Source organism: Methylobacterium sp. XJLW (assembly GCF_003254375.1).
Taxonomy (GTDB): Bacteria; Pseudomonadota; Alphaproteobacteria; order Rhizobiales; family Beijerinckiaceae; genus Methylobacterium; species Methylobacterium fujisawaense.
The window spans coordinates 1,964,312-1,990,205 of record NZ_CP016429.1 but is presented as its reverse complement, the minus strand read 5'-3'; the positions used below and the strand labels follow the sequence as shown (position 1 = coordinate 1,990,205).

The following is a 25,894-nucleotide window of genomic DNA, read 5'->3' as shown; positions in this document are numbered from 1 at the left end:
GTGCTCGCCTTCCTGCTGCGCCGGGTGATCCAGGCGGCCGCGGTCCTCGCGGTCGTCGGGCTCATCGCCTTCTCGATGTTCCGGTTCGCGGGCGATCCCGTGAACCAGATCGTCGGCCCCGACACCACCGTGGCCGAGCGGGCGGAGATCCGCAAAAATCTCGGCCTGGACGATCCCGTCCTGGTCCAGTTCGCCCGCTACGCCGGCAGCGTGGCGCGGGGTCAGTTCGGCATCTCCTACCAGTTCCGGCAGCCGGTGGCGCAGCTCCTCGCCGAGCGCATGCCGGCGACGCTGGAGCTCGCCTTATGCGCGACGGTCTTCGCCCTCGTGGTCGGCGTCCTCATGGGCGTCTACTGCGCCCTGCGCCGCGACTCCTGGCTCGCCGGGCTGTTCCAGGCCGTCTCGCTCATCGGGATCAGCCTGCCGACCTTCCTGATCGGCATCCTGCTGATCTACCTCTTCTCGGTGACGCTCGGCTGGCTGCCCTCCTACGGGCGGGGCGACACGGTCCGGCTCGGCTGGTGGACGACGGGCTTCCTCACCGCGTCGGGGCTCAAGGCCCTGATCCTGCCCTCGGTGACGCTCGGCCTGTTCCAGATGACGCTGATCATGCGGCTGGTGCGCGCCGAGATGCTGGAGGTCCTGCGCACCGACTACATCCGCTTCGCCCGGGCGCGGGGGCTCACCACCCGCGCCGTCCACCTGCGGCACGCCCTGAAGAACACCCTCGTGCCGGTGATCACCATCGCGGGGCTGCAGCTCGGCTCGGTCATCGCCTTCTCGATCATCACCGAGACGGTGTTCCAGTGGCCCGGCATGGGCCTGCTGTTCGTGCAGGCCGTGCAGAACGTCGATATCCCGATCATGTCCGCGTACCTGCTGCTCGTGGCGCTGATCTTCGTGACCATCAACCTCGTGGTCGACATCCTCTACACGGTGGTGGATCCGCGCCTGCGGCTCTCGACCGGGCGGGCGGCGTGAGACCGGACATGACGCACCGTTCCGCTTGCCTGCCGCGCGTCATTGAACGGGACGCGACGGTCACGCCCGCTTCGCAGGAGGCCCGGGTCCCCGCTCCCGTGCGGGAGAGGGACAGTGTGAGGGATGAGAATTGTCCGGATGGGGCGCGGCCTGTCGGCGCTTCGAGGGTGCGCTTCACTCTGAGCGGTCTCGACCCTCACCCCGACCCTCTCCCGCACGGGAGAGGGGGCAGGTCGCGCCTGCCAGGCCCGTCGGCGCAAGACGGTCGCGTTCTGGGTTGCCGTTATCGCTTCGCTCCGCTCGCAAAGACGACGGCAGCCGCCCCGAAGCTTTCCACCGGACACGGCGTGAAGGGCGACCGATGAGCGGATACGACCTCGACGCGGGCGATGCCCCGCCGGTCCCCCTGCCGGAGGCGGCGCCCTCCCGCCTCGCGCGCTGGCGGGATTCCGACCTGCTGGCGAGCTTCCTGCGCTCGAAGACCGCCATGGCGGCGCTGGTCGCCACGGTGCTGATGGTCGGGCTCGCCTTCGCGGCGCCCCTGATCGCCCCGCAGAACCCCTACGACCCGGCCCAGCTCGACCTGATCAACTCCAACCTGCCGCCGATCTGGCAGGCGGACGGTCAGGCGCCCTACTATCTCGGCACCGACGACCAGGGCCGGGACGTGCTCTCGGCGGTGCTCTACGGCCTGCGCCTGTCGCTGATCGTCGGCGGGCTCGGGGTGCTGACCTCCGGCGTCATCGGCATCGCGCTGGGTCTGATCGCCGGCTACGCGGGCGGCGTCCTCGACACGCTGATCATGCGGATCGCCGACGTGCAGCTCACCTTCCCGGCGATCCTGATCGCCCTGGTAGTGGACGGCGTCGCCAAGGCAACCTTCGGCAGCGCCCTCGACGTCGGGCCACTGATCGGGCTGATCGTGGTGTCGATCGGCCTGTCCTTCTGGGTGCAGTACGCCCGGACCGTGCGGTCCTCCGTGATGGTCGAGAAGGGCAAGGACTACGTCCAGGCGGCGCGGCTGATCGGCCTGTCCTCCCCGGTGATCCTGGTCCGCCACGTGCTGCCGAACGTCACCGGCCCGGTCTTCGTCATCGCGACGATCAACTTGGCGCTCGCGATCATCACCGAGGCGACCCTGTCGTTCCTCGGCACCGGCCTGCCCGAGACCATGCCGTCGCTCGGCACGCTGATCCGCACCGGCAACCGCTTCCTGTTCTCCGGCGAGTGGTGGATCGTCGCCTTCCCGGGGCTGGCGCTGGCCGGGCTGGTCATCGCCATCAACCTCCTGGGGGATTGGCTGCGCGACGCGCTCAATCCGAAGCTGCAATGATGGGACATCGTCAGCGCGAGCGCAGCGAAGCGACCCAGGGCAGCGCGACCTTGGTGAACGCGGCGCCGCTGGATTGCTTCGCTCCGCTCGCAAGGACGGGGGCGCCCATCCGACGCCCGGTTGCCACCGGAGCCGCCACGCCATGACCGACACGATCCTCTCCGTGCGCGATCTCACGGTCGCCTTCGACACCCGCCGCGGGCCGCTCACCGCCATCGACCGGGTCTCCTTCGAGATCGGCCGCGGCGAGATCCTGGGCGTCGTCGGCGAATCCGGGGCCGGCAAGTCGGTGACCGGCTCGGCGGTGATCGGGCTGATCGACCGCCCCGGACGCATCGCCGGCGGCGAGATCCGCCTGCGCGGCGAGCGCATCGACAATCTCTCGCCCGAGGCCATGCGGCGGGTGCGGGGCAAGCGCATCGGCATGATCTTCCAGGATCCGCTGACCTCGCTGGACCCGCTGTTCCGGGTGGGCGACCAGATCGTCGAGACCCTGCGCACCCACACCGACCTGTCGGGGAAAGCCGCCCGCACCCGCGCCATCGACCTGCTCGCCGAGGTCGGCATCCCGGCCCCCGAGCGGCGGATCGACGGCTACCCGCACGAGTTCTCCGGGGGCATGCGCCAGCGGGTGGTGATCGCCCTCGCGCTCGCCGCCGAGCCGGAGCTGATCATCGCCGACGAGCCGACCACGGCGCTCGACGTCTCGGTCCAGGCCCAGATCATCACCCTGCTCAAGCGCCTCTGCCGGGAGCACGGCACCGCGGTGATGCTGGTGACCCACGACATGGGCGTGATCGCCGAGGCCGCCGACCGGGTGGCGGTGATGTATGCCGGGCGCGTCGCCGAGATCGGCCCGGTCGCCTCGGTGATCGCGAAGCCCCACCATCCCTACGCGGTGGGGCTGATGGGGGCGATCCCGACCCTGTCGCAGGAGGCCACGCGGCTGAGCCAGATCCCCGGCTCGATGCCGCGCCTCACCGCCATCCCCAAGGGCTGCGCCTTCAACCCGCGCTGCCCGAAGGTCTTTTCGCGCTGCCGGGTCGAGCGGCCGGAGCCGCAGGCCGTGGAGGCGAGCCGGGTGGCCTGTCACCTGTACGATGCAGCGGAGCGCGCAGCGTGAGCGCCTACGTCGAAGTCACCGATCTGCGCCGCCGGTTCGACGTCTCGAAGCCCTGGCTCAACCGGGTGCTCGAGGGCGAGCCCCGGAAATTCCTCACGGCGGTGGACCGGGTCGGGTTCACGATCGAGAAGGGCGAGACCTTCGCGATCGTGGGCGAATCCGGCTCCGGCAAGTCGACGGTGGCGCGGATGGTGGTCGGCCTGCTGCCGCCCTCGGCCGGGGAGGTGACGATCACCGGCGTCTCGATGACCGACCCGCGCCAGGCCGCAGCCCGGCGGCGCCTGCGGGCGCGCATCCAGATGATCTTCCAGGACCCCTACGCGTCCATGAACCCGCGCTGGCGGGTGGGCCGGATCATCGCGGAGCCGATCCGGGCCTTCGGCCTGATCCAGGGGGAGGGGGCGATCCGCGCCCGGGTCAGCGAGCTGCTCGGCCTGGTCGGGCTCCACCCGGACGATGCGAAAAAATACCCGCACGAATTCTCCGGCGGCCAGCGCCAGCGGGTGGCGATCGCCCGGGCGCTGGCGAGCCAGGCGGAGTTCCTCGTGGGCGACGAGCCGACCTCGGCGCTCGACGTCTCGGTGCAGGCGCAGATCCTCAACCTGATGCGCGACCTGCAGGACCGTCTCGGGCTGACCTACCTGTTCATCTCCCACAACCTGGCCGTGGTCCGCCACATGGCGACCCGGGTGGGGGTGATGTATCTCGGCCGCCTCGTGGAGGTCGCCGCCGCCAAGGACCTGTTCGCCAGGCCCCGCCATCCCTACACGCGGATGCTCCTCGACGCGGTGCCCGACCTCGCCCATGTCGGCCGCGCCCGGGTGCCGGTCTCCGGCGAGATCCCGAACCCGATCGACCCGCCGCCCGGCTGCACCTTCAACCCGCGCTGTCCGCTGGCGAACGACCGCTGCCGGACCGAGGTGCCGGCGCTGCTGGACGGCGTCGCCTGCCACGCCGTCCAGGAGGGGCGGGCCTGAGGAGGCCCGCCCGGTCGGCCCGAGGGGCCGTCAGGCCGCCCGGACCGTGGCGAGGAAGCCCGACACTTCGGCCCCGAGCTGCTCGGATTGCCGTGACAGCTCCGACGCTGCGGTGAGCACCTGCGCGGAGGCGGCGCCGGTCTCGCTCGCGGCCTGCGTGACGCTGCCGATGCTGACGGTGACCGACTGGGTGCCCTGAGCCGCCTGCGTGACGTTGCGGACGATCTCCTGGGTCGCCGCGCCCTGCTCCTCCATGGCGGCGGCCACGCCGACGGCGATCTCGCGGAGTTCAGTGATCGTCGCGCCGATCGACTGGATGGCCGCGACGGCCTCGCGGGTCTCGCCCTGGATGGCGTTGATCTGCGCGGCGATGGTGTCCGTCGCCCGCGCCGTCTGCGAGGCCAGCTCCTTGACCTCGCCTGCGACGACGGCGAAGCCGCGCCCCGCCTCGCCCGCACGGGCGGCCTCGATCGTGGCGTTGAGCGCCAGCAGGTTCGTCTGAGCGGCGATCCCGGAGATCAGACCGACCACCGCCCCGATCTTCTCGGCGCCCTCGGCCAGCCCGCGCACGATCGTGGTGGACTGCGCGGCATCCGCGGCGGCCCGCTCGGCCATGATCGTGGAGCGGGCGACCTGCTGGGCGATCTCGCCGATGGAGGCCGCCATTTCCTCGCTCGCCGCCGCCACGGTCTGGACGTTGGAGGAGGTCTGCTCGGCGGCCGAGGCGACGCTCATGGATTGACCCGCCGTCTGATCGGCCGTGCGGCTCATCGACTGGGCAGTCGCCTCCATCTCGGTTGCGGCCGAGGCCAGGCCGTGCGTGAGCTGCGTGACCTGGCTCTGGAACGCCCGCGTCGCATCGTCCAGCACCTGGGCCCGCCGCATCTTGGCGGCGTTCTCGATCGCTGCAGCCGCGTCGGCGTCCCGCTTGGCGATCATCGCCTCCTTGAACACCTGGACGGCCTGGGCCATCCCGCCGATCTCGTCCGCCCGTTCCGCGCCCGTGACCGGCGCCTCGAGCTCGCCGGCGGCCAGGCGGGTCATCGTCGCCGTCATGCCGCCGAGCGGACGGATCACCTGCACGACGATCGTGTAGATGCCGTAGGCGATGCTGAGCGCCGCGAGGACGAGGGCGGCCAGCAGGGCGAGGCGCGACCAGCCCGCGGTGGTCTCGGAGCGCTCGAACTCCGCCTCCGCTTCACGGACCTGCAAGGCCGTGAGCTTGCCGAGGGTCGCGTTGGCGGTCCGCAGGCTCGTCAGCAGGTCCGCATGCGTGGACTCGAAATCCGAAGCGCGACCGGCGGCGATGCGCTTGAGGATCTCGGCCGCGATGGCATCGTTCCGGTCGAGCGACCCCTGCAGCTCGGTGGCCAGAGCCTTCTCCTCCGGGGTCAGGTAGGTCGCCAGATAGGCCGACCACTGCGTGTGCAGGTTGGAGAGATCGCGCTCGATCTGGTCCTTCGCCTGGGCCGGGTCGATCTGCCGGCCGCGCAGCCTGCGCGAGATGTCGATCAGGTCGTCATAGGCATCGCGGATGATGCTGAATTGCCGGAGGCAGACGACGCGGTCGTCGAAGACGGTCTTGAAGCTCTGGTGATTCCAGTGAAGGGCGAGATTGCCCATGGCGGCACATGCGAGCAGGAGCAGGCCCATGACGGCCAGGAGTGCGAGCAGTCTGAGTTTGATGGTCATCGTGGGCGGGTGGCCTTCCAGACGGTGGCATCCGAGACCGGCGGCGGCGCAGACACGCGCGCGGTGATTTCGGAGTTTGCACCTTGGTGAGGCACGATGATTAAAGTTTAGTCGATAAATGCAGTCGAGTTTCGAGCCAAGACAAGATTTCAAACGAACGTGATCGAGACTGCAAAGCGCGTGACTGATTTCTATCTGTAACTGATATTTTCAAGAAACTTCTATCGGAAGGTGTAAGGCCCGGCCTGCGACGGGGTTGGCCCGGCGACGGAGCCGGCAGGATCGGCCGCTTCCTCAGGCGTCGCGCCATGCCGAGAAGGTCGCGGCCTGTCCCACATTCATGCCGTCGCGGTCGAGCTGCCAGACCACCGCCTGGTCGATCCAGAACCGCCGCCCGTCCTTGGCGATCCGCAGGCCGCGATAGCCGCGGCTGTAGCCGTCCCGGGTGACCGCGTCGAGGAGGCTCTGCCGCGCGGCCCGTTCGGGCGCCTCGGCCGAGAGCCGCGAGGGCAGGCCGATCAGTTCGTCCCAGGCGTAGCCGAAGCAGGCCTGGGCGGCCCGGTTGCCGTAGACGAAGCGGGGATCCGCGGCGCCATCGTGGGCGAGGACCGCGAAGGGGGCCGCCGCGTAGAGCCAGGCCGCATCGGCACCGGCCGGCACCAGGGACTCGCCGAGCCGCCGCGCATAGCTGCCGGTGAGCAGGGCGAAGAAGTCCGGGTCGTGCGAGAGGTCCGTCATGATCCGCTACAGGACAGGGTCCGCGTCGATGCGCATGCGCAGGATCGCGTAGGGCGGCTGCTGCAGGTCCCGGCCGCGGTTGAATTCCGGCCGCCGGTTGACCTGGGCTGCCGAGATATAGAGCCATCGGTCCGGGGTGATCCAGAAGGTGTCGGCCCAGATCAGCCGGTCGTCGGCGGCCAGCACCTCCACGGTGCCGTCCGGCAGGCGCCGGCCGACCGCGTTGTGCTCCTGCAGGCTGAGATAGACCCGGTCCTCGGAATCGGTGGTCAGCCCGCCGGTCATGCCCTTCTCGCCGAGATCCTTGACAGCGGCGGCCACGGCCGCGTCCGAGACGTTCGGGTCGCGCAGGGCCGCGGTCTCGACCGCGTAGAGCCGCCGGCTCATCAGCGGCGCGTAGTACAGGCGGCGTCCGTCCGGGCTGATCGCGATGCCGTTGGCGCCGCCCTTCGGGCTCTTCTCCGGCGCGTCGCCCTTCCGCTCCATCACGGGCCGCCGCTCCACGAACTTGACCAAGCCCTCCTCGGAGCGCGTGCTGGGATGGTCCGCGAGGCGCCGCACCACCCGCCCGCTGTCGAGATCGACCGCGAGGATCGCCCCCGCGCCGGCCTGCCCCTGATCGGTGACGTAGGCCAGCGCCCGCCCGTCGCGCACGTCGACCCGCAGGTCGTTCAGCGAGGAATCCGGCACCACGCCCGCGTCGAGGGGGATCGTCCGGCGGATGCTGTTCCGGCCGATATCGATCGCCAGGATCTTCGCGCCGCCCGGCACCGGCCGTCCCTTGCCGGTCGGCAGGCCGGCATCGAGCACCCAGAGGGTGTCGTCACGGTCGAAGACGCCGTTCGGCACATGGAACAGGGTGGCCTGCGGCGCCTGCGGATCCGGGCGGTTGGCCGCCGCGTCGGGGTAGGGCTTCACCGATCCGTCGGGCAGCACCTCGCCGAGGGTGATCGGCTCCGCACCGGTGAAGCGCGGCATCATCACGAAGATCCGTCCGCCCCGGGCGATGGCGAGTCCCGTGGGGGTCGAGGGCGCATCCGCCGCGATGGCGAGGTCCAGAATCCCCGCAGGCCGGCTCGTCGGGGGCGGCGGCGTCCCGGCGCGGGCCGCGGGGGCGGCGAGGGCCAGGAGCCCCGTTCCGATCAGGCGGCGGCGGTCGAGGCGCATGCGGATCCCGGCGTGGCGGTCATCGGAGTCCCGGCGGGGGCGCGGCGCGCGACCGACGGGATGCCGGCCCAACGCACGGGCCGTCCGGGCGATCCCGCGCGCCGGAATCCGCGCCCCGCCGATCGGGAGCCGGCGACGGGCGGTCCACAGGCGCCGCCGCGCGACGCTGGCCCCAGCCAGCGGCGTCACGGTAAGCACGATCGTGCCGGACCTCGATTCGGCGCCGCACGGGCCGAGGCCCGGGCCTGAGATTGGAGAGGTGGGACACGCATGGATCCCGAAGGATCCGAACCGGCGCCGGACACCGCGCCCCGGCCCGGCGCCGGCTCGCTGCGGGTCCTCGCCCTGGCGGTGCAGAAGGGCGGGACGGGCAAGACAACCCTCGCGGCCTCCCTGGCCGTCGCCGCCGCGGAGGCCGGCGAGCAGGTGACCGCCCTCGATCTCGACCCGCAGGGATCCCTGGCCGGCTGGGGGGCCCTGCGCAAGGGCGACCGCGGGAGCGACCGCGAGAGCGACGCCGTCGCGGTCGACCGGATCCAGCCCTGGGAGATGGGCCAGCTGTCGGAGATTCTCGGCATCCTCGCCGAGCAGGGCACGACGCTCGCCGTCCTCGACACCGCCGGCAGCGCGTCCGGCCTCGCGCCGGCCCTGAAGGATGCCGACTTCGTCCTGATGCCGGTCCGCCCCTCGCGGCTCGACATCGTGGCCGCCCGGCCGACCCTCCAGGCGCTCGTCGGGCTCGGGCTGCGGGAGCGGCTGGCCCTGGTGCTGAACCAGTGCCCGCCGCCGCCCTCGCCGCGCACCAGCGCCTACGCGGCGCAGCTGCGCGCCCTGGGCGTCCTGGCCGAGCCCGGCATCATCCACCGGGTCGACCACCAGGACGCCCTGGCGACCGGGCTCGGCGTCACGGAATACGCCCCCGTCAGCCCGGCCGCCGACGAGGTCCGGGCCCTCTGGACCTGGATCGACGGGAAGATGCGGTCGGCCTCCGCCCGCTGACGGCTCAGCCCTGGCCGAGGGCCGCGAGGATCCGCGCCCAGGAGCGCGTGCCCTTGTGGAAGCTCGTCAGGTCGTACTTCTCGTTCGGCGAGTGGATCCGGTCGTCGTCGAGGCCGAAGCCGATCAGCAGGGTGTCGCGCCCGAGGATCCGCTTGAAGTCGCCGACGATCGGGATCGAGCCGCCGGCCCCGACGGTCACCGCCGGCACGCCCCACTCGTCCTGCAGCGCGGCCTTGGCGGCTCCGAGCTGCGGCATGTCGAAGGGCAGGCTGATCGCCCGCGAGCCCTTGTAGGTGATGACCTCGACCCGGCAATCTGCCGGCACGCGTTCCCGCACGAACGCCTCGAAGCTCTCGGCGAGCCGCTTCGGATCCTGGTCGTCCACGAGGCGGAACGAGACCTTGGCGGAGGCGGTCGAGGCGATCACCGTCTTGGTGCCCTCGCCGGTATAGCCGCCGATGATGCCGTTGGCGTCGCAGGAGGGGCGCGACTGCACCAGCTCGATCGGCATGCGCCCGCGCTCGCCCGCGGGCTCCTTGAGGCCGATCGGCCCGAGCAGGGTCTCCGGCGTCAGGCCGAGGCCGCGCCACTGCTCCAGCACCTCGGGCGGGCGCTCGTGCACGCCCTCGTAGAAGCCCGGGATCGTCACGCGACCGTCGGCATCGTGCAGGTCGGCGATGATCTTCGACAGGACGTGGATCGGGTTGCGGGCGGCGCCGCCGAAGAAGCCCGAATGCAGGTCCCGGTCGGCGCAGGTCACCTTCACCTCGAAATAGGCGAGGCCGCGCAGGGACGAGGTGATGGCCGGGGTCTTCCGGTCCCACATGCCGGTGTCGCAGACGAGGACCACGTCGCAGCCGAGCCGGTCGCGGTTGGCGGCGACCCATTCGGGGAGCCCCTGCGAGCCGCTCTCCTCGGCGCCCTCGATCAGGATCGTGACGCCGCAGGGCAACTCGCCGTGCATGGCGATATAGGCCCGGCACGCCTCCACGAAGGTCATCACCTGCCCCTTGTCGTCGGAGGCGCCGCGCCCGACGATTTTCTTGCCGCCCTGCCCGTCGTCGGCGAGGTGCGGCTCGAAGGGCGGCGTCGTCCACAGGTCGAGGGGGTCGACGGGCTGCACGTCGTAATGGCCGTAGAACAGGACGTGCGGCGCGCCCGGCTTCGGCTTGTGGGCCAGCACGACCGGATGGAGCGAGGTCTCCTCGACGGAGGTCTCGAAGCCCAGCGCGGTCAGGTCCTTGGCGAGCCAGGCGGCGGCCTCGCGGCACTGGCCGGCATAGGCGGGATCGGTGGAGATCGACGGGATCCGCAGGAAGGCGAACAGCCGCTCCAGGGCGTTCTCCAGATCCGTGTCGATGTCGTTGAGGATCGCGTCGAGCGCGGCCATCGGGGGCTCCGGGGTGCGGCGGGGACTCTGCGGGACGAGGGTTAGCCGAGGCGGGGCGGGGGCGGCAACGTCGGAGGACGGGTTGATTGGCCCCGGAGCCGCTTCGCGGACCCGCCAGCGATCATGGGGTGAGACAGCGCGCACCGGAACAGGCGCAGATTGGAATGGTTATCGATCGAGCCCTCAGGCCGGTGCCCGCGCGTCTCTGCCGGTTGCCGCTTCGGCCGATCCGTTCCCGCCCGGCCCCGGCCGGCCCAGACCGTGGACGACATCATGCGACTCGAGACCCAGCCGCCGGTGTCGGCGGATACGCCCATCGGCATCACGCTGACGATCAACGGGCAGCGACGCGAACTCCGCGTCGCGCCCTGGACCACGCTACTCGACCTGCTGCGCGAGCGGCTCGACCTCACCGGCACCAAGAAGGGCTGCGACCACGGCCAGTGCGGCGCCTGCACGGTGCTGGTGAACGGCACCCGGGTGAATTCCTGCCTGACCCTCGCGGTGATGAAGGACGGGGCCGAGATCACCACGGTCGAAGGGCTCGCCGCCCTCGGCGACCGGGCGGGCAGCAACGCCCTCCACCCGATCCAGGAGGCGTTCATCGAGCACGACGCCTTCCAGTGCGGCTACTGCACGCCCGGCCAGCTCTGCTCATCGGTGGGCCTGATGAACGAGGGCCACGCCCACACCCGGGACGAGATCCGCGAGGCGATGAGCGGCAACCTCTGCCGCTGCGGCGCCTACACCAACATCGTCGACGCCATCGAGGACGTCATGCAGGGAGACGCCCGATGAACCGCTTCGATTACGTCCGCGCCGGCACGGTGGCGGAGGCGGTGCAGGCCTTCGGGGCCGGGGCCCGCTTCATCGCCGGCGGCACCAACCTGATCGACCTGATGAAGTACGAGGTCGAGAAGCCGGGCCGGCTGATCGACATCACCCACCTGCCCCTCGACCGGATCGAGGCGCACGGGGACGGGCTCCGGATCGGGGCGCTCGTGACCAACGCCAAGGTGGCGTACGACGACAGAGTGACGGAGCGCTATCCGCTCCTGCGCAACGCCATCCTGGCCGGCGCCTCGGCGCAGCTGCGCAACGCCGCCTCCACGGGCGGCAACCTGCTGCAGCGGACCCGCTGCTACTATTTCTACGACGTGGCCACGCCCTGCAACAAGCGCGCGCCCGGCTCCGGCTGCCCGGCGATCGGCGGGATGAACCGCATCCACGCGATCTTCGGCACGAGCGACAAGTGCATCGCCACGCACCCCTCCGACATGTGCATCGCGCTGGCCGCCCTGGAGGCCACCGTGCAGGTGAACGGGCCGCAGGGCGAGCGGTCGATCCCGTTCTCCGAATTCCACCGCCTGCCGGGGGAGTCCCCCGAGACGGACACGAACCTCGCCCCCGGCGAGATCGTTGTGTCGGTGGACCTGCCGGAGAGCCGCTTCCCGCAGCACTTCACCTACCTGAAGCTGCGCGACCGGTTGTCCTACGCCTTCGCGCTGGTCTCGGTGGCGGCGGGGCTCGAACTCGACGGCGACCGGATCAAGACCGCGCGCCTCGCGCTCGGCGGCGTCGCCCACAAGCCCTGGCGCAACCGCGAGGCCGAGGCCCTGCTCGAGGGCAAGCCCGCCACCCGCGCCAGCTTCCAGGACGCGGCCGACCTGATCGTCGCGGAAGCCAAGCCGCAATCGGAGAACGGCTTCAAGATCGATCTCGCCCGGCGGGCCATCGTGCGCGGCCTCGAACAGGCCGCCGCCGGCACGCCCCAGTCGCTCAGCGACAAGCGCATCCAGTAGGCCCCGCCATGACCCAGACCTCGAACCCCCAGACCTTCAGCTCCACCGGCCGCGACACCTTCGTCGGCAGCCCGCGCAGCCGCATCGACGGGCCCGCCAAGGTCACCGGCCTCGCCAAGTACGCGGGCGAGTTCGCCGCGCCCGGCCTCGCCTACGGCTATGTGGTGTCCAGCTCCATCGCCAAAGGCCGGATCACCGCCATCGAGTCCGCCGAGGCCGAGGCGGTCCCGGGCGTCCTCAAGGTCATTACCCACGCGAACCGGCCGCGCACCGCGTGGCGGGACAAGAACTTCCAGGACGCGGTGGCGCCCCCCGGCTCGCCCTTCCGCGCCCTCTACGACGACCTGATCGTGTTCAGCGGCCAGCCGGTCGCCCTGGTGGTGGCGGAAGATTTCGAGACCGCGCGCTACGCCGCGTCCCTCGTCCGCGTCAGCTACGCGATGCAGGAGCCCGTCACCGACCTCAAGGCCGTGCGCGGCGACGCCTACGATCCGCCCACCAAGCGCGAGGGCATCAAGCCGCCGCCGGCTCCGTGGGGCGACGCCGACCAGGCGTTCGGCAGCGCGCCGATCCGCGTGCAGGGCGGCTACAGCATGGCCAACGAGCACCACAACCCGATGGAGCCGCACGCCACCACGGTGGTGGTGGAGCAGGACGGGACCTACACGGTCTACGACAAGATCCAGGGCGTCTCGAACAGCCACCAGTACCTCGTCAACGTGTTCGGCCTGAAGCCCGATCAGGTCCGGGTGCTCAACCCCTATCTCGGCGGCGGCTTCGGCTCCGGGCTGCGCCCCCAATACCAGGCGTTCCTGGCGATGCTGGCCGCCCAGGAGCTGAAGCGCTCGGTCCGGGTCACCCTGACCCGCGACCAGATGTGGTCCTTCACCTACCGGGGCGAGGCGCTCCAGACCGTCGCGCTCGGCGCCGAGCCGGACGGCACGCTGACGACGCTGCGGCACGACGCCGTCCAGGGCACCTCCACCTTCGAGGATTACCAAGAGGTGATCGTCAACTGGTCGGGGGTTCTCTACCGCTGCGAGAACGTGGCCCTAACCTACCGCATCGCCAAGCTCGACACCGCCACCCCGGGCGACATGCGCGCCCCCGGTGCCGTGACCGGGGTCTTCGCCCTCGAGACCGCCATGGACGAGCTCGCCTATGCGACCGGCCAGGACCCGATCGCCCTGCGGCTGAAGAACTACGCCGAATCCGACGCCACCGCCCAGGGCAAGCCCTTCGGCTCGAAGGAGCTGAAGAGCTGCTTCCGGCAGGGCGCCGAGCGCTTCGGCTGGGCGAAGCGCAATCCCGAGCCCCGCTCCATGCGCGAGGGGCGGGAGCTCGTCGGCTGGGGCGTGGCCACCGGCATCTGGGAATCGATGATGATGCAGTCGAGCGCCATCGCGACCCTGACGCCGGACGGCCGCCTGACGGTGGGCAATTCCACCGGCGATATCGGCACCGGCACCTACACGATTCTGACGCAGATCGCCGCCGACACCCTCGGCCTGCCGATGGACGCGGTGACGACCAAGCTCGGCGACACCCGCCTGCCGGAGGCGCCGGTCGCCGGCGGCTCCTGGACGGCGGCCTCCTCGGGCACCGCCGTGATGAAGGCCTGCCGCAATGTCGGCGAACAGGTGTTCAAGCTCGCCCGCGGGCTCGAGAACTCGCCGCTCGCCAATGTCGACTTCGACCGGGCCGTCTTCGCGGACGGCCGGATCTCGGTTGCCGGCGATCCGGGCCGCAGCGTCTCCCTGGTCGAGGTGATGCAGGCGGCCGGCATCGACAAGGTCGAGGCGGTGGAACAGGCCGGGCCCGACAAGGACTTCAATCAGAAATACGAGGCCTACACCCACTCGGCGATCTTCGTGGAGGTGAAGGTCGACGAGGAGCTGGGTCAGGTCCGGGTGACCCGCGTCGTCTCGGCGATCGCGGCCGGCAAGGTGTTGAACCCGAAGACCGCGCGCAGCCAGATCCTCGGCGGCGTCGTCATGGGGATCGGCTCGGCCCTGGAGGAGGAGTCGATGCTCGACCACCGGATCGGCCGGTTCATGAACCACAATCTCGGCGAGTATCATGTGCCGGTGAACGCCGACATCTACGACATCGACGTGATCTTCGTGGAGGAGGAGGACAAGGCGAACCCGCTCGGCGTGAAGGGGCTCGGCGAGATCGGGATCGTCGGCACCGCGGCGGCGATCACCAACGCGGTGTTCCACGCCACCGGCAAGCGGGTGCGCGACCTGCCGATCACGATCGACAAGCTGCTCTGAAGCCGAGATCCGAGCGCCGCCGCGCCCCGGGCGCGGCGGTCACGTCCACGTCAACGTCCATGGGCGCATCCGCATCGCGAGCGCCGTGATGCGATCTGGGGGGGCGCGCTCGGTCGGCGTGGCACTCCGCCTGTCGCTCCGCGCGCGAAGACGCCGAGCGCCCGGAACCGAAACGGCGTGAGAGCTCCGTGAGCCACCTGCTGCACTCCTGGCGCTTCTGGGCGCTCGCCGCCGCCGGCTTCGCGGCACTCACCGCGATCCTCGCCAAGGTCGGGGTCTCGGGCGTCCAGTCGGATGTCGCGACCTTCGTGCGGACCGCCGTGATCCTGGTCTTTGCCGGGGCGATCGTCGTCGGCTCCGGGCAGGCCGGCGGCCTCGCGCAGATCTCCGGCCGCAGCCTCGTCTTCCTCACCCTGTCGGGGCTCGCCACCGGGGCGTCCTGGCTCTGCTACTTCCGGGCCCTGTCGCTGGGGGACGCCGCCCGGGTCGCGCCGATCGACAAGCTCAGCGTCGTGCTGGTGGCGATCCTCGGCGCCACCCTGCTCGGCGAAACCCTCAGCCTCGCCGCCTGGATGGGCGTCGGCCTGATCGCCGCCGGGGCCGCCCTCGTCGCATCCGGCTGGTAAGCGCTGGTCAGCGGATGCGTGCCGGCGCACAGATCCGTTAACCGGTGGAGCGCATCCTGACGGTCCCTCGCGAACGGGGACCGTCATGGATTGGGTCTATCGTGGCTTCGAGACCTCGCTGATCGGTCTCGCCCTGTGTCTCGGCCTCGCCGCCTGTTTGACGCTTGGTACCGAGCGGACACCGCCCGGCACGCTCTCCGTCACCCTGCCGATGCTCACGGTGACCGCTCCCGCGCCCTGAGGCGAAGGGAGCGGTCGGATCCGGCGGAGCGTCAGGCGGCGCTGTTCACGGCGCGGAACATGAAGCTCCGGGCCTCGTCGTCCATCTCGGCCTTGAAGGCGTGGCGGCCCTTCAGCGCCTCGGCGGCCTGCGCGGCCGGCCGCGCGTTGAGCGCATCGAGGTGGCGCTTGACGTTGGGCAGGTCCCCGAAGGCGCCTTCGCCGAGGATGAACGGCACCATCCGGGCCCAGCCCCAGACCGCCATGTCGACGATCGTGTAGGTGTCGCCCAGCACGTAGGTGCGGTCGGCGAGGCGCTGGTCGAGGATGCCCCAGTGCCGGCGCGCCTCGAAGGTGTAGCGTTCGGTGGCGTAGGCGCCCCCGTCCTGCGCGAAGTGGCGGAAATGCACGCACTGGCCGGAGAACGGCCCGATGCCGGTGGCCACGAACATCAGCCACGACAGCATCTCGCCGCGGACCGGCTCGCCCTCCGGCAGGAACCGGCCGGTCTTGCCCGCCAGATACATCAGGATCGCGTTCGAATCGAACACGGTCACGTCGCCGTCGACGATCGCCGGCACCTTCCCGTTCGGGTTGACCGCCGTGTAGGCGGGATCGAACTGCTCGCCCTTGCGGGTATCGACCGGCACCGGCTCGTAGGGCAGCCCCATCTCCTCGAGGCAGAGGGCGACCTTCATGGGGTTGGGGCTGAGATTGTAGAAGAATCGAATCACGGCGCTCTCCCTGAACGACCCCGGCAGGATGTCCGGGCCGGGCGAACGCACAAGCCGCCGCCGCGCAGGGCGGCTATTCCACGATGATCTTGTAGCCGCGACCCGGCACCAGCGCGGCGCCGCGCTCCAGGCCGTTGAGGACGAGGAACCGGTCGAGCGCCCGGTCGGGCACCGCCATGCGGCGGGCGAGATCCTCGGCATTGGCCGACATCGCCTGGACCACCTGCAGCCGCAGGGGACGCAGGACCGCCTCGTCCGGCGACACGGCGACGAGGGTCGAGGTCCAGCGGCGGAAGGCCGGGTCGGGATCGGCGGTGCCCTTGGCGGCCATGATCATCCGGTAGGTCGAATCGCCGATCCGGATCGCCGCGAGGCGGAAGGTCCACTCCTTCCCCCGCGACAGCGCGAAGGCCGCCGGGTGGCCGCCGACCTCCCGGGTCTCGAAGCCGGCCGGGTCGAAGGCGTCGTTCCAGCTCGCCTTGAGCACCGCATCGAGGGGCTGGCCCTCCTTGGCCTCGATCTGGTCGAACAGCAGGCGCCGGCTGCCGTCCTGGGTCGTCCCGAGCACCGCCGAGCGGGTGTTCTCCAGGGTGAAGCCCTCCGGCACCTCGAAGGCGATACCGAGGCCGGGATGGATGAAGCGGTGCCCGCGCACCGCGCCGTCGCGCGGATTGTCGCCGTAGGCGAGGCCGTCCACCGCCGCGAGGTAGGTGGCGCGGTCGTCGGTGCCGATGCCCGGCGCGCCGATGCGGCGGGCCGCCCGGGTGACCTGGGTGATGCGCTCGGCCGTGCCCGGATGGGTCGCCAGCATGTCGGGCGCGTTGGCGCTGCCGGCCTTCAGCCCGGTCGAGCGGCTGAGGGCGGTGAGGAAGCGCCCGGCCGCGAACGGATCGTAGCCGGCCTTGGCGAGGGTGCGCACGCCGGTGGCGTCCGCCTCCAGCTCCTGCTCGCGGGAGAACCGGGCCAGGGCGAAGCGGGACTGGTGCTGGAGCTGCGCGCCGGTATCGGGATCGTTCAGCACGTCGGCCACGACCCGGCTGACGAGCGCCGAGCGCAGCTCCAGCTCGCTGCGGGCCGTGGCGTGGTTGAGGGTCACGTGGGCCATCTCGTGCGCCAGGACGGCGGCCACCTCGGAGGTGTCGCTCGCCAGGGCCACGAGGCCGCGGGTCACGTAGAGCCGCCCGTTCGGCAGCGCGAAGGCGTTGACCACCGGCGAATCGAGGAGCGTCACCGTGTAGCTCTGATCGGGCCGGTCGCTGGCCCGCACGAGGCGGTCCGTCACCTCCGTGAGCAGCCGCATCACGTTGGGCGCCCGCGCCTCGCCCCCGAAGGAGGCCACGAGCTTGAGGTGGTCGGCGTCCGCGGCGCGCTCGCGGCCCGTCGTGCGCGGCGCCTCCGCGGGCACCCGGACCACGGCCGGCCGCACGGTCGCCTCGGTCTGGTCGGCGACGCAGGCGCCGAGCAGCAGGGCGAGCCCGCCGAGCGCCGCCGCACCGCGCGGGCGGCGTCCCGCCCCGTGGACGCACGCCCCGATGATGTGACCCGTGATCCCGCCCATCGCGATCAGCGCCGCAATTCCCGTTCCCCGTCCGGACCGGCCTCCGGCCGGTCCGCCTCGTCCAGAACCTCGATCCCGTCGACGGCGGCCTCCAAGGTCGGGCCGCGCCGGACCTCGAGGAGGCCGCGCACCCGCACGCGCCGGTCTTCGAGCGAGGCCGCACTCAAACCACGGGCGCGCATCATTCGCCAAGTGCGTTTCGATACCGTCACCGTGAGCCCGTCCGTGCCCCGGGCCGCGAAATCGAGATAGGTGCGCGCGCCCCGCTCGCCGATATGGCGGATGCGCCCCTCCACGACGACGAAATGCCCCGCCTTCGCCCGGAGCGCCGGGCCGTCCTGCGCCCCTGGAAGCGGCGCGCGCCAGAGGCCGAGCCTGCGTGCGCGAGCCGCCGCCTCCACGAGGCGCAGGGCGGGGCGGCAGAGCGAATCGGCCTCGTTCGCGTCCGCGACGGCGAGGCCCGCCCCGATGAGGCCGCCCGCCAGATCCTCCTCACCCTCCGCGATCAGGAGATCGGCCCGCACCCGATCCCAGCGGTCGGGCTGCCCGCGCGGAATCATCGTGACCCTGGCGCCCAGACGGGCCTCCAGCCAGGCCTGGGCCGCGGATGCGGCCTCCGGCGCGTCCGGCCACCGCAGCGAGTCCGGCACCGCCCGGACGCCCGACGCGAGGCGGATCTCCCCCCGGGGACCGATCCCCGCGATGACCTCGACGCGCGCCGGCCCCGCGATGCATTCGGACAGGCTGGTCCGCGGGGCGGCCCGGACCGGAAGGACGCCCGGCGTCGCGGCGAGGGAGGCCGTGAGCACGACCGCGCGCACCGCTGCGCGCACCACCCGCGCCGCTGCCGCGCTCCGCTGTCTCTCCCAGCCCGTGATCCCGCCCATGGAACACCCCCGAGGCCGCGAGCCCCGGCCGTCCGCCTTTCCACCGGGCGCGGTTGGCCTCGGACGGGGAGAATGCTATGGAGCACGCGGTTGTCTCCGTAGCTCAGCTGGACAGAGCACAGGTTTCCTAAGCAGGTTCAATTGGGCGTCGCGTCGGGAAACCACGCGGCGGATCCGCTCAAAGTCGGGGAAAGCTTCCGGCATCGGCGCTCAGGCGTCCGATGCTCTGCCGATCCCGAGCCAAGCCCGACGGTGCCCCGGCGGGAAGGTGTAGAGACTAGACGGGCGGCACCTAACGGCTGGAGGCGATCCAGTCCACGGTGAAGGGATAGTCCAGGCCACGAACGCGAGCCTTCGGGACGCGGCGGCGAAAGCCGAAGTGGTATGAAACCTGGGGTCGCAGGTTCGAGCCCTGCCGGGGACGCCAAGTTTTCGCGTCTTGCAATTCTCTCCGGCCGCGGAGCCGCGCGCAAATCGTCCGCCACGGTGACCGCCTGCCGGTGACAAGTACCGAGGGCCGCGCTAAGCTTTGCTGCCAGGATTCATGGCGGGGGTGGACGAGCACTTCATGGCGGGCCAGAAGACCGATCAGCGCGACGTCTATGTCGGGCAACGCATCGCCGAGCAGCGCCGGAAGGCGTCGCTCACACAGCGCCGCGTCGCGCAGAGCTTCGGTATGTCTGCTGCCCAGCTCCAGAAGTATGAGAAGGGCACCAACCGGATCAGCGCCGTCCATCTCGATATCTTCTCGCGGATGACCGGCGTGCCGATGGATTACTTCTTTAAAGGCATGCCCCGGAACGATGACTTCGTCGCGCCGGGCTTCGGCGAGCGCGAGCAATCGGCCCTGTCGGATGGCGGCCTGAAGGGGCTGGCCGAAATCGTGGGCCGTCACATCACCGAAAACTTCTCCGAGGAAGCGCGCCGCGACGTGGCCGACGCCATCCGCGCCCTGGAGAGCAAGATCGGCGGTTGAGGCCGCGGCGGGATCCCCGGGGCGGCCGTTCTTTCGGTCGTTTCGTCCGTTATAGCGGATCCGTTCGTTCCTCCATCTTGACCGTCCACTGCTCGGGTGCGAGAACGCCCGCCCCATGAAGGGTCTAACGCCGCGATCGCGACGGCGTACCTCTGAACCGAGGCCGTCTGATGCCGCGCTCAAACTATCTGTTCACCAGCGAGTCCGTGTCCGAGGGGCACCCCGACAAGGTCTGCGACAGAATCTCCGACACCGTCGTCGACGCCTATCTCGCGGCGATGCCGGAGGCACGGCTCGGCGTCGAGACCCTCGCCACCACCAACCGCATCGTCATCGCCGGCGAGGTGCGCGGGCCCGATTCGGTCACCTTCAAGGACCTCGAGGCCCTGACCCGCGAGGCCGTGAAGGATATCGGCTACGAGCAGTCGGGCTTCCACTGGAAGAACAACGACGTCGCCATCTACCTCCACGCCCAGTCGGCCGACATCGCCCAGGGCGTGGACGCCGCCGGCAACAAGGACGAGGGCGCGGGCGACCAGGGCATCATGTTCGGCTACGCCGCCGACGAGACCCCCGAGCTGATGCCGGCGCCGATCTTCTACGCCCACAAGATCCTCAAGGACCTCGCCGACGCCCGCAAGGCGAAGCAGGGCGACGCCGCCAAGCTCGGGCCCGACGCCAAGAGCCAGGTCACGGTCCGCTATGAGAACGGCCGCCCGGTCGAGGTCACGCAGATCGTGCTGTCGACGCAGCACCTCGACGAGTCCCTCGATTCCGCGGACGTGCGCGCCATCGTCGAGCCCTACATCCTCAAGGCCCTGCCGCAGGGCTGGGTCAACGAGGGCACGGCCTGGCACGTGAACCCGACCGGCAAGTTCGTGATCGGCGGTCCGGACGGCGATGCCGGCCTCACCGGCCGCAAGATCATCGTCGACACCTACGGCGGCGCGGCCCCGCATGGCGGCGGCGCGTTCTCCGGCAAGGATCCGACGAAGGTCGACCGCTCGGCGGCCTACGCGGCGCGCTACCTCGCCAAGAACGTGGTGGCCGCGGGCCTCGCCAGCCGCGCCACGATCCAGCTCGCCTACGCGATCGGCGTCTCGAAGCCGCTCTCGATCTACGTGGACCTGCACGGCACCGGGAACGTGGACGAGGCCAAGCTCGAAGCCGTGCTGATGGACGCCATGGACCTGTCGCCCCGCGGCATCCGCACGGCGCTCGGCCTCAACAAGCCGATCTACGCGCGCACCTCGGCCTACGGCCATTTCGGCCGCGCCCCGGAGGCCGATGGCGGCTTCTCCTGGGAGCGCACCGACCTCGCCGGCAAGCTGAAGTCCGCCCTCGCCTGAGGACGGAATCGCCCCGGACCCGCGGAGCGGGTTCGGGGCAGCGCCGGTTCCGGTGTCGTCCGGGGCCTGCGCCGGACGCACACCCACCGCGATCGGCGCCCCCATGCCTGGGTCCGACCGGTGGCCGGCTCGGGCCGGCAACCGCTCCGTCATCCGGGGCCGCCCCGCGGAGCCCGCATCCAGACGCGCCGGCGGATCCGGATCCGCGTCGGGACGGCGATCCCGGATCCGGGCTTGCCCGCGGCCCCCGGACCGACGGCGCGAGACACCGGCACGGGACGAAGGTCCCACGCCGCCGAGCAACCCCGCTGAGATGCGCAAGCCCTTCGACGGCGCACCGTGACCATGTCTGACACGTCTGGACGCGCCGCACCGCCGGCCGAGGAGCTGGAGCGCGCCTTCTTCGGCCGGCGCAAGGGCAAGCGCCTGCGCGGCCAGCAGGAGCGCCGGCTCGCCGAGCTTCTGCCGGCCCTGCGCATCGACCTGCCGCCGGACGACCGGCCCCTCGATCCGCGGACGCTGTTTCCCGCGATGGCGGCGCCGCCCGAGGCGCTCTGGCTGGAGATCGGCTTCGGCGGCGGCGAGCACCTCGCCGCTCAGGCGGCCGCGCAGCCGACCGTCGGCATCATCGGCGCCGAGCCCTTCGTGAACGGTGTGGTCAAGCTGCTGGCGGCGATCGAGGCGCAGGGTCTGCGCAACGTCCGCATCCGCGACGCGGACGTGACCGCCCTCCTGGCGCGCCTGCCGGATGCCTGCCTCGATCGGGTCTACCTGCTCTATCCCGATCCCTGGCCCAAGCGCCGGCAGCGCAAGCGCCGCTTCGTCTCCGATGCCTCGCTCGCCGAGATCGGCCGGGTGCTGAAGGATGGCGGCCTGTTCCGCTTCGCCAGCGACATCGACGACTACGCCGGCTGGACGCTGGTCCGGGCCGCGCGCTGCCCGGACCTCACCTGGACGGCACGGGGTGCGCAGGACTGGACGCAGCCCTTCCCGGGTTGGCCCGGCACGCGCTACGAGGCCAAGGCGCTGGACGCTGGGCGGCGGCCCACCTACCTGGAATTCGCCCGGCATCCGCGCTGAGACCGGCCTCGATCGCGCCGCCCGGGCGCCCGGTCGCCGCAGGCGGAGCGGAACGCCTTGCCACAGTCACGCTCGATCGCCATCCTGAAGTCCCGCCGCGGTTGCGGATCGCGGGGCGGGGTTCATCTCCGGCGGGAGCGTGCCACGGCACGTTCGAGGATTCTTCCGAGTGAATGAGAGGGTGGGGCAGGACCCGGCGGCGGCGGACCCGTCCCGCACCGGCTTCGACGACGCCGCGATCGGCCTCGTCGTGCTGTCGGCGGACGAGGCGACGATCGCTGCCGCCAATCGGGCGCTGCACGATCTCCTCGGCTGGCCGCAGGGCACCCTGCCCGGGCGGCCGGCCACCGATCTCCTGACCGAGGGACCGGAGGGGCTCCGGGACGGCCTCCAGTTCTGGCGCCGCTCGGACGGCACCTCCCTCGACGTGCGGGTCCGGCGCGCAGGCCTGACCCTGGTCGTCGAGGCGGTCGACGTGGATGCGGCCGCCCATTCCGAGGCGAACCGGGAGGCGCTGGCGGCCGCCGGGCTCGGGGAATGGCGCTGGGACCGGGCGACGGGCCTTCTCACCCTGTCGCGCCGCGCCGCCCGGATCCTCGGCCGGCCGCCGGGTCGCTCCGTCTCGTGGGAGGCGCTCAAGACCGGCCTGTCGCAGGCGGAACTCACCCGCCTGAGCGCGCTCATCGACGACGCGGCCGGAACCGACGAGCCCTATCAGTTCGACACGGCCACGACGGTGGCGGGGCGCTCCGTGATCCTGCGGGTGCGGGGGCAGGCCGTGCCGGGCCCGGACGGCAGACCGGCCAGTATGGTCGGCGTCATCCAGGACATCACCACACGGGTCGAGGCCCGGGACGAGATCCTGTCCCGCGACCAGCGCCTGCGGGTCGCGACCACGGTCGCCAAGCTCGGGATCTTCGAGTGGCACATGCTCGAGGACCAGGCGATCTGGGAGAACGAGCACATGTACGAGATCTTCGGGCACACGCCCGAGGATGGGACGATCGGCAAGACCGAGTTCCTCAACGACATCCTCCATCCCGAAGACCGTCCCGCGGTCCGCCGGGCGATCTCCAAGGCGCTGCGGGAGGACGGCGATCTCCACATCAGCGGCCGGATCCGGCGCAAGTCCGACGGCGTGTGGCGCACGATCGACATGGCCGGGCGGTTCGAGCGCGACGCCCCCGGCCGCCTGCCGCGCCGCCTGATCGGCGTCGTCGCGGACGTCACCGACCGCCGGGTCGCGGAGGAGCGCCAGAGCCTGCTGATCCGGGAACTGCATCACCGGGTGAAGAACACGCTGGCCACCGTCCAGGCCATCGTCGGCTCCACGGCGCGGACGGCGTCGAGCATCGAGAGCTTCTACGAGGCGTTCGTCGGGCGCATCAAATCCCTGGCGCATACGCACTCGGTCCTCACCGAGGACACGTGGCAGATGGCGTCCCTGGCCAACCTCCTGCGCAACGAGCTGAAGCCCTACGCGGAGGTGGCGCCGGACGGCGGCGCCGAGGGCCGCATCAGCCTCGACGGGCCGGCGATCGACCTGCCCTCCGAGATCGCGGTCCCGATCGGCATGGCGATCCACGAACTGACCACCAACGCCGCGAAGTACGGGGCGCTCTCGAACCGCACCGGGCGGGTGGCGGTGGAATGGTCGCTGGAGCCCGGCGGACCGGCCGGGATCCTGCGGTTCTCCTGGCGTGAGACGGGCGGTCCCCCCGTCTCGCCGCCGAGCCGTCAGGGTTTCGGGTCGCGCCTGCTGCAACGCGTCCTGATCACCCAGGTCCAGGCCGAGGTAACGACCGACTACGCCCCCGGCGGTTTCGCCCTGACGATGCGGGCGCCGATCCCGCCGCGCAACGACAACCTCAACCCGCTGGTGTGAGGCCGCGTCCCCGCCGCCGGCTCGGACAGGTCACCGTCCTTGCGGGGGACGGGGCCATCGAGCAGCGCACCGCGCCCGCAGACGGCGCGCGGCCCTGGGTCGCTGCGCTGCGCGCGCGCGGACGCGGGGGTCAGGCCGCGCCGCGGGTCCCGGCCTCGCCGCCGCCATCCACGAAGGCCTTCAGCTCGTCGAGCGACCCGAAGGTGAAGCGGCCCTGCGGCGTCTCCGCCTCGATCGAGCCGTCCTCGAACATCACGTAGGTGTTGCCGCCCGAGGCGTAGCGCCCCACCACGGTGCGCGTGGCGGGCTTCGGAGCCGGCTCGGGCTCGGGGGGAGTGTCGAGGCTCGGGCGCAGGGCGGGTGTCTCCTCCTGCGGTCCTTCCTGCGGTTCCTTATGGGGCTCCTCCGACCGGGATTCCGGAGGCGGCTCGGGGGCGGCGAACAGGTCGTCGTCGGGCGCGATCGCGGCTTCGGCCTTCGGGGCTTCCGGCGCGGGTGCGCGGATCGGCTCCGCCACGTGGACGGGAGGCGCCACATGCAGCGGCGGCGGCTCGGCCGGAACGGGTCTCTCCAACTCGGCCAAAGAGGGGCCCGCGACGGGCGCGCGGGCCTCGTCGGCCCGAAGTTCCAGGTTCGGCTCGATCCGGGGGCGCTCGGGGTCGAAGGCCGGCTCCACCACCGAGGGCACGATGAAGGCGGGCGCCGCCGGCAGGACCGGCGGCAGCCGGATCCGGCCCTCGTCGGGGGACATCGTCGGTGCGGCGCCCGCGGTGGCCTCCCGCGGGCCGGCCATCGGATTCCGCCCGATCGCCCGTTCGACCCGTCGGAAACCGAGGGCCACCACGCCGAGGCCGAGGAGGACCGCACCCGACGAGGCCGCCACTGACCCCGCGATCACCATCGCGAGCCCGCTCTCCAGACGCACGTACGGGAAGCCCTGGATCACGGCGGCGCAGCCCCCGATGATCATGGCGGCGGCGAGCGCGAACAGCGCAGCGATCATGATACTCTCTAGACACGGGCCGGCTGACGGCCGGCACTCAAGGCGGTCGCACAGTAAGGCCTACCGATCATATTGCAAAACTCGGGGCTGAGATTGTCCGGGAAAGCGGAATAGTCCGGATCTCACCCGGCAATCCGCCGCGCGGACCGATCCGCCGCCGCGGCTTCGGGATCGACGGAACGTCCCGCGCTGCGGCCGAACGGCGTTGCCGTCCCGCGGTCGCCGACTTACCTAGCGGGCTCTCGACTCGGGACCCCCCGCCGGGGACGAGGCCGCCCCCTGCTAAGCGGAGAAAGACGCGATGACCTTCACCCTGCCGGAACTGCCCTACGCCTACGACGCGCTGGGGCCGTACATGTCGAAGGAAACCCTCGAGTTCCACCACGACAAGCACCACAAGGCCTATGTCGACACGGGCAACAAGCTGCTTGAGGGCACGGATCTCCAGGGCAAGAGCGTCGAGGAGATCGTCAAGGCCGCCTACAACACGAATCAGCCGCTCTTCAACAACGCCGGCCAGCACTACAACCACATCCATTTCTGGCAGTGGATGAAGCCGAATGGCGGCGGCGCGATCCCCGGCGCGATCGCCAAGAAGATCGACGAGGATCTCGGCGGCGCCGAGAAGTTCAAGGCGGACTTCATCCAGGCGGGCGTCGGCCAGTTCGGCTCGGGCTGGGCGTGGCTCGCCGTCAAGGACGGCAAGCTCGCGATCATGAAGACCCCGAACGGCGAGAACCCGCTGGTCCACGGCGCCAAGCCGATCCTCGGCGTCGATGTGTGGGAGCACTCCTACTACATCGACTACCGCAACCGCCGGCCCGACTACCTGAAGGCGTTCATCGAGAACCTCGTGAACTGGGAGCACGTGGAGAAGATGTACGCCGAGGCGACCCGCTGAGGCGCATCGCCGGTGCCGCGGACCCTGTGTCCGCGGCACCCTTGAGGTGGCGCACGAAACCGGCTCTTGATGCGCCCGAGGCCGGATGACCCGGTGCAGAAGGGGCCGGCCATTTCCTTTCGATCGACACGCGCGACGCTTCGACCGTGCTCCCGCCCGCCCCCGCTGCGGGGGGAGGGGGTGAGCGAGCGCCCTGCC

Annotated in this window: 23 protein-coding genes; 15 read left to right on the top strand and 8 right to left on the bottom strand. The window is 71.2% G+C overall.

Annotated features, from left to right (window positions below):
* The 4 genes from A3862_RS09210 to A3862_RS09195 all read left to right on the top strand — a co-directional run bounded on the left by A3862_RS09210 (position 1) and on the right by A3862_RS09195 (position 4,414).
* On the top strand, positions 1 to 981 hold the full coding sequence (locus A3862_RS09210; RefSeq protein WP_043759714.1) for an ABC transporter permease: 981 nt from the start codon (positions 1 to 3) through the stop codon (positions 979 to 981).
* A 361-nt stretch (positions 982 to 1,342) separates the two neighbouring features.
* A complete protein-coding gene (locus A3862_RS09205; RefSeq protein WP_043354011.1) occupies positions 1,343 to 2,314 on the top strand; it encodes an ABC transporter permease in 972 nt (323 codons plus the stop codon).
* A gap of 142 nt (positions 2,315 to 2,456) precedes the next feature.
* On the top strand, positions 2,457 to 3,437 hold the full coding sequence (locus A3862_RS09200) for an ABC transporter ATP-binding protein (protein WP_043354012.1): 981 nt from the start codon (positions 2,457 to 2,459) through the stop codon (positions 3,435 to 3,437).
* Entirely contained in the window at positions 3,434 to 4,414 is a 981-nt protein-coding gene (locus A3862_RS09195; RefSeq protein ID WP_043759716.1) for an ABC transporter ATP-binding protein, read from the top strand. Before A3862_RS09200 ends, A3862_RS09195 begins: the two co-directional genes overlap by 4 nt.
* 30 nt (positions 4,415 to 4,444) lie before the next feature.
* Here the strand turns inward: A3862_RS09195 and A3862_RS09190 are convergent, their stop codons facing one another.
* From A3862_RS09190 to A3862_RS09180, 3 genes are all read right to left on the bottom strand, one after another.
* The gene (locus A3862_RS09190; protein WP_111473531.1) at positions 4,445 to 6,106 is read right to left on the bottom strand and encodes a methyl-accepting chemotaxis protein; all 1,662 of its coding nucleotides are present in this window, start codon (positions 6,104 to 6,106) and stop codon (positions 4,445 to 4,447) included.
* A gap of 294 nt (positions 6,107 to 6,400) precedes the next feature.
* Positions 6,401 to 6,844 (bottom strand): MEKHLA domain-containing protein, encoded by a 444-nt coding sequence (locus tag A3862_RS09185; RefSeq protein ID WP_043759719.1) that lies wholly within the window; start codon positions 6,842 to 6,844, stop codon positions 6,401 to 6,403.
* 6 nt (positions 6,845 to 6,850) lie between these two features.
* Positions 6,851 to 8,011 (bottom strand): SMP-30/gluconolactonase/LRE family protein, encoded by a 1,161-nt coding sequence (locus tag A3862_RS09180; RefSeq protein ID WP_100794118.1) that lies wholly within the window; start codon positions 8,009 to 8,011, stop codon positions 6,851 to 6,853.
* Positions 8,012 to 8,281: 270 nt separating this feature from the next.
* Here A3862_RS09180 and A3862_RS09175 point away from each other — a divergent pair, with 270 nt between their 5' ends.
* A complete protein-coding gene (locus A3862_RS09175; protein ID WP_043759721.1) occupies positions 8,282 to 9,010 on the top strand; it encodes a ParA family protein in 729 nt (242 codons plus the stop codon).
* Between the two features lie 4 nt (positions 9,011 to 9,014).
* On the opposite strand, the gene A3862_RS09170 is transcribed toward A3862_RS09175, so the two are convergent.
* Positions 9,015 to 10,400 (bottom strand): M20/M25/M40 family metallo-hydrolase, encoded by a 1,386-nt coding sequence (locus A3862_RS09170; protein ID WP_043379370.1) that lies wholly within the window; start codon positions 10,398 to 10,400, stop codon positions 9,015 to 9,017.
* 273 nt (positions 10,401 to 10,673) lie between these two features.
* Here A3862_RS09170 and A3862_RS09165 point away from each other — a divergent pair, with 273 nt between their 5' ends.
* The 5 genes from A3862_RS09165 (at position 10,674) to A3862_RS31480 (ending at position 15,345) form a co-directional block, all read left to right on the top strand.
* On the top strand, positions 10,674 to 11,198 hold the full coding sequence (locus A3862_RS09165; protein ID WP_043379471.1) for a (2Fe-2S)-binding protein: 525 nt from the start codon (positions 10,674 to 10,676) through the stop codon (positions 11,196 to 11,198).
* The gene (locus A3862_RS09160; protein WP_043759723.1) at positions 11,195 to 12,202 is read left to right on the top strand and encodes an FAD binding domain-containing protein; all 1,008 of its coding nucleotides are present in this window, start codon (positions 11,195 to 11,197) and stop codon (positions 12,200 to 12,202) included. Before A3862_RS09165 ends, A3862_RS09160 begins: the two co-directional genes overlap by 4 nt.
* Before the next feature lie 8 nt (positions 12,203 to 12,210).
* Positions 12,211 to 14,478 carry a xanthine dehydrogenase family protein molybdopterin-binding subunit gene (locus A3862_RS09155; RefSeq protein WP_111473530.1) on the top strand — a complete coding sequence of 756 codons (2,268 nt, stop codon included), beginning with the start codon at positions 12,211 to 12,213 and terminating at the stop codon, positions 14,476 to 14,478.
* A 188-nt stretch (positions 14,479 to 14,666) separates the two neighbouring features.
* The gene (locus A3862_RS09150) at positions 14,667 to 15,104 is read left to right on the top strand and encodes an EamA family transporter (protein WP_043346438.1); all 438 of its coding nucleotides are present in this window, start codon (positions 14,667 to 14,669) and stop codon (positions 15,102 to 15,104) included.
* An 85-nt stretch (positions 15,105 to 15,189) separates the two neighbouring features.
* The gene (locus tag A3862_RS31480) at positions 15,190 to 15,345 is read left to right on the top strand and encodes a hypothetical protein (protein ID WP_164706359.1); all 156 of its coding nucleotides are present in this window, start codon (positions 15,190 to 15,192) and stop codon (positions 15,343 to 15,345) included.
* 31 nt (positions 15,346 to 15,376) lie between these two features.
* Here A3862_RS31480 and A3862_RS09145 read toward each other — a convergent pair whose 3' ends face one another.
* The 3 genes from A3862_RS09145 to A3862_RS09135 form a co-directional block, all read right to left on the bottom strand.
* A complete protein-coding gene (locus tag A3862_RS09145; RefSeq protein WP_043346447.1) occupies positions 15,377 to 16,057 on the bottom strand; it encodes a glutathione S-transferase family protein in 681 nt (226 codons plus the stop codon).
* Between the two features lie 73 nt (positions 16,058 to 16,130).
* Positions 16,131 to 17,615: a M48 family metalloprotease gene (locus tag A3862_RS09140; RefSeq protein ID WP_043759728.1), complete on the bottom strand. Its 1,485-nt coding sequence runs from the start codon at positions 17,613 to 17,615 to the stop codon at positions 16,131 to 16,133.
* Positions 17,616 to 17,620: 5 nt separating this feature from the next.
* Entirely contained in the window at positions 17,621 to 18,502 is an 882-nt protein-coding gene (locus tag A3862_RS09135; RefSeq protein ID WP_052083700.1) for a thermonuclease family protein, read from the bottom strand.
* Between the two features lie 568 nt (positions 18,503 to 19,070).
* Between A3862_RS09135 and A3862_RS09130 the strand changes: the two genes are divergently transcribed.
* From A3862_RS09130 to A3862_RS09115, 4 genes are all read left to right on the top strand, one after another.
* A complete protein-coding gene (locus A3862_RS09130) occupies positions 19,071 to 19,478 on the top strand; it encodes a helix-turn-helix domain-containing protein (protein ID WP_043346443.1) in 408 nt (135 codons plus the stop codon).
* Between the two features lie 170 nt (positions 19,479 to 19,648).
* Complete coding sequence (metK, locus tag A3862_RS09125) at positions 19,649 to 20,827, top strand: methionine adenosyltransferase (protein WP_043379362.1); 1,179 nt, start codon at positions 19,649 to 19,651, stop codon at positions 20,825 to 20,827.
* A gap of 345 nt (positions 20,828 to 21,172) precedes the next feature.
* A complete protein-coding gene (trmB, locus tag A3862_RS09120) occupies positions 21,173 to 21,907 on the top strand; it encodes a tRNA (guanine(46)-N(7))-methyltransferase TrmB (RefSeq protein WP_043759730.1) in 735 nt (244 codons plus the stop codon).
* Between the two features lie 169 nt (positions 21,908 to 22,076).
* Complete coding sequence (locus A3862_RS09115) at positions 22,077 to 23,792, top strand: sensor histidine kinase (protein WP_043759732.1); 1,716 nt, start codon at positions 22,077 to 22,079, stop codon at positions 23,790 to 23,792.
* Between the two features lie 130 nt (positions 23,793 to 23,922).
* On the opposite strand, the gene A3862_RS09110 is transcribed toward A3862_RS09115, so the two are convergent.
* Complete coding sequence (locus A3862_RS09110; protein ID WP_043759734.1) at positions 23,923 to 24,795, bottom strand: hypothetical protein; 873 nt, start codon at positions 24,793 to 24,795, stop codon at positions 23,923 to 23,925.
* 301 nt (positions 24,796 to 25,096) lie between these two features.
* On the opposite strand from A3862_RS09110, the gene A3862_RS09105 reads away from it, so the two are divergent.
* Complete coding sequence (locus tag A3862_RS09105; RefSeq protein WP_043351079.1) at positions 25,097 to 25,696, top strand: superoxide dismutase; 600 nt, start codon at positions 25,097 to 25,099, stop codon at positions 25,694 to 25,696.
* Positions 25,697 to 25,894: the final 198 nt, after the last annotated feature.

Bases quoted from the DNA above. Each gene is read 5' to 3' on its own strand.
- A3862_RS09130 (WP_043346443.1), top strand. From the start codon at position 19,071: ATGGCGGGCCAGAAGACCGATCAGCGCGACGTCTATGTCGGGCAACGC.
- A3862_RS09185 (WP_043759719.1), bottom strand. From the start codon at position 6,844: ATGACGGACCTCTCGCACGACCCGGACTTCTTCGCCCTGCTCACCGGC.
- A3862_RS09160 (WP_043759723.1), top strand. From the start codon at position 11,195: ATGAACCGCTTCGATTACGTCCGCGCCGGCACGGTGGCGGAGGCGGTG.
- A3862_RS09175 (WP_043759721.1), top strand. From the start codon at position 8,282: ATGGATCCCGAAGGATCCGAACCGGCGCCGGACACCGCGCCCCGGCCC.
- A3862_RS09105 (WP_043351079.1), top strand. From the start codon at position 25,097: ATGACCTTCACCCTGCCGGAACTGCCCTACGCCTACGACGCGCTGGGG.
- A3862_RS09205 (WP_043354011.1), top strand. From the start codon at position 1,343: ATGAGCGGATACGACCTCGACGCGGGCGATGCCCCGCCGGTCCCCCTG.
- A3862_RS31480 (WP_164706359.1), top strand. From the start codon at position 15,190: ATGGATTGGGTCTATCGTGGCTTCGAGACCTCGCTGATCGGTCTCGCC.
- metK (WP_043379362.1), top strand. From the start codon at position 19,649: ATGCCGCGCTCAAACTATCTGTTCACCAGCGAGTCCGTGTCCGAGGGG.
- A3862_RS09155 (WP_111473530.1), top strand. From the start codon at position 12,211: ATGACCCAGACCTCGAACCCCCAGACCTTCAGCTCCACCGGCCGCGAC.
- A3862_RS09135 (WP_052083700.1), bottom strand. From the start codon at position 18,502: ATGGGCGGGATCACGGGCTGGGAGAGACAGCGGAGCGCGGCAGCGGCG.
- A3862_RS09180 (WP_100794118.1), bottom strand. From the start codon at position 8,011: ATGCGCCTCGACCGCCGCCGCCTGATCGGAACGGGGCTCCTGGCCCTC.
- A3862_RS09165 (WP_043379471.1), top strand. From the start codon at position 10,674: ATGCGACTCGAGACCCAGCCGCCGGTGTCGGCGGATACGCCCATCGGC.
- A3862_RS09200 (WP_043354012.1), top strand. From the start codon at position 2,457: ATGACCGACACGATCCTCTCCGTGCGCGATCTCACGGTCGCCTTCGAC.
- A3862_RS09190 (WP_111473531.1), bottom strand. From the start codon at position 6,106: ATGACCATCAAACTCAGACTGCTCGCACTCCTGGCCGTCATGGGCCTG.
- A3862_RS09110 (WP_043759734.1), bottom strand. From the start codon at position 24,795: ATGATCGCTGCGCTGTTCGCGCTCGCCGCCGCCATGATCATCGGGGGC.
- A3862_RS09140 (WP_043759728.1), bottom strand. From the start codon at position 17,615: ATGGGCGGGATCACGGGTCACATCATCGGGGCGTGCGTCCACGGGGCG.
- A3862_RS09170 (WP_043379370.1), bottom strand. From the start codon at position 10,400: ATGGCCGCGCTCGACGCGATCCTCAACGACATCGACACGGATCTGGAG.
- trmB (WP_043759730.1), top strand. From the start codon at position 21,173: ATGTCTGACACGTCTGGACGCGCCGCACCGCCGGCCGAGGAGCTGGAG.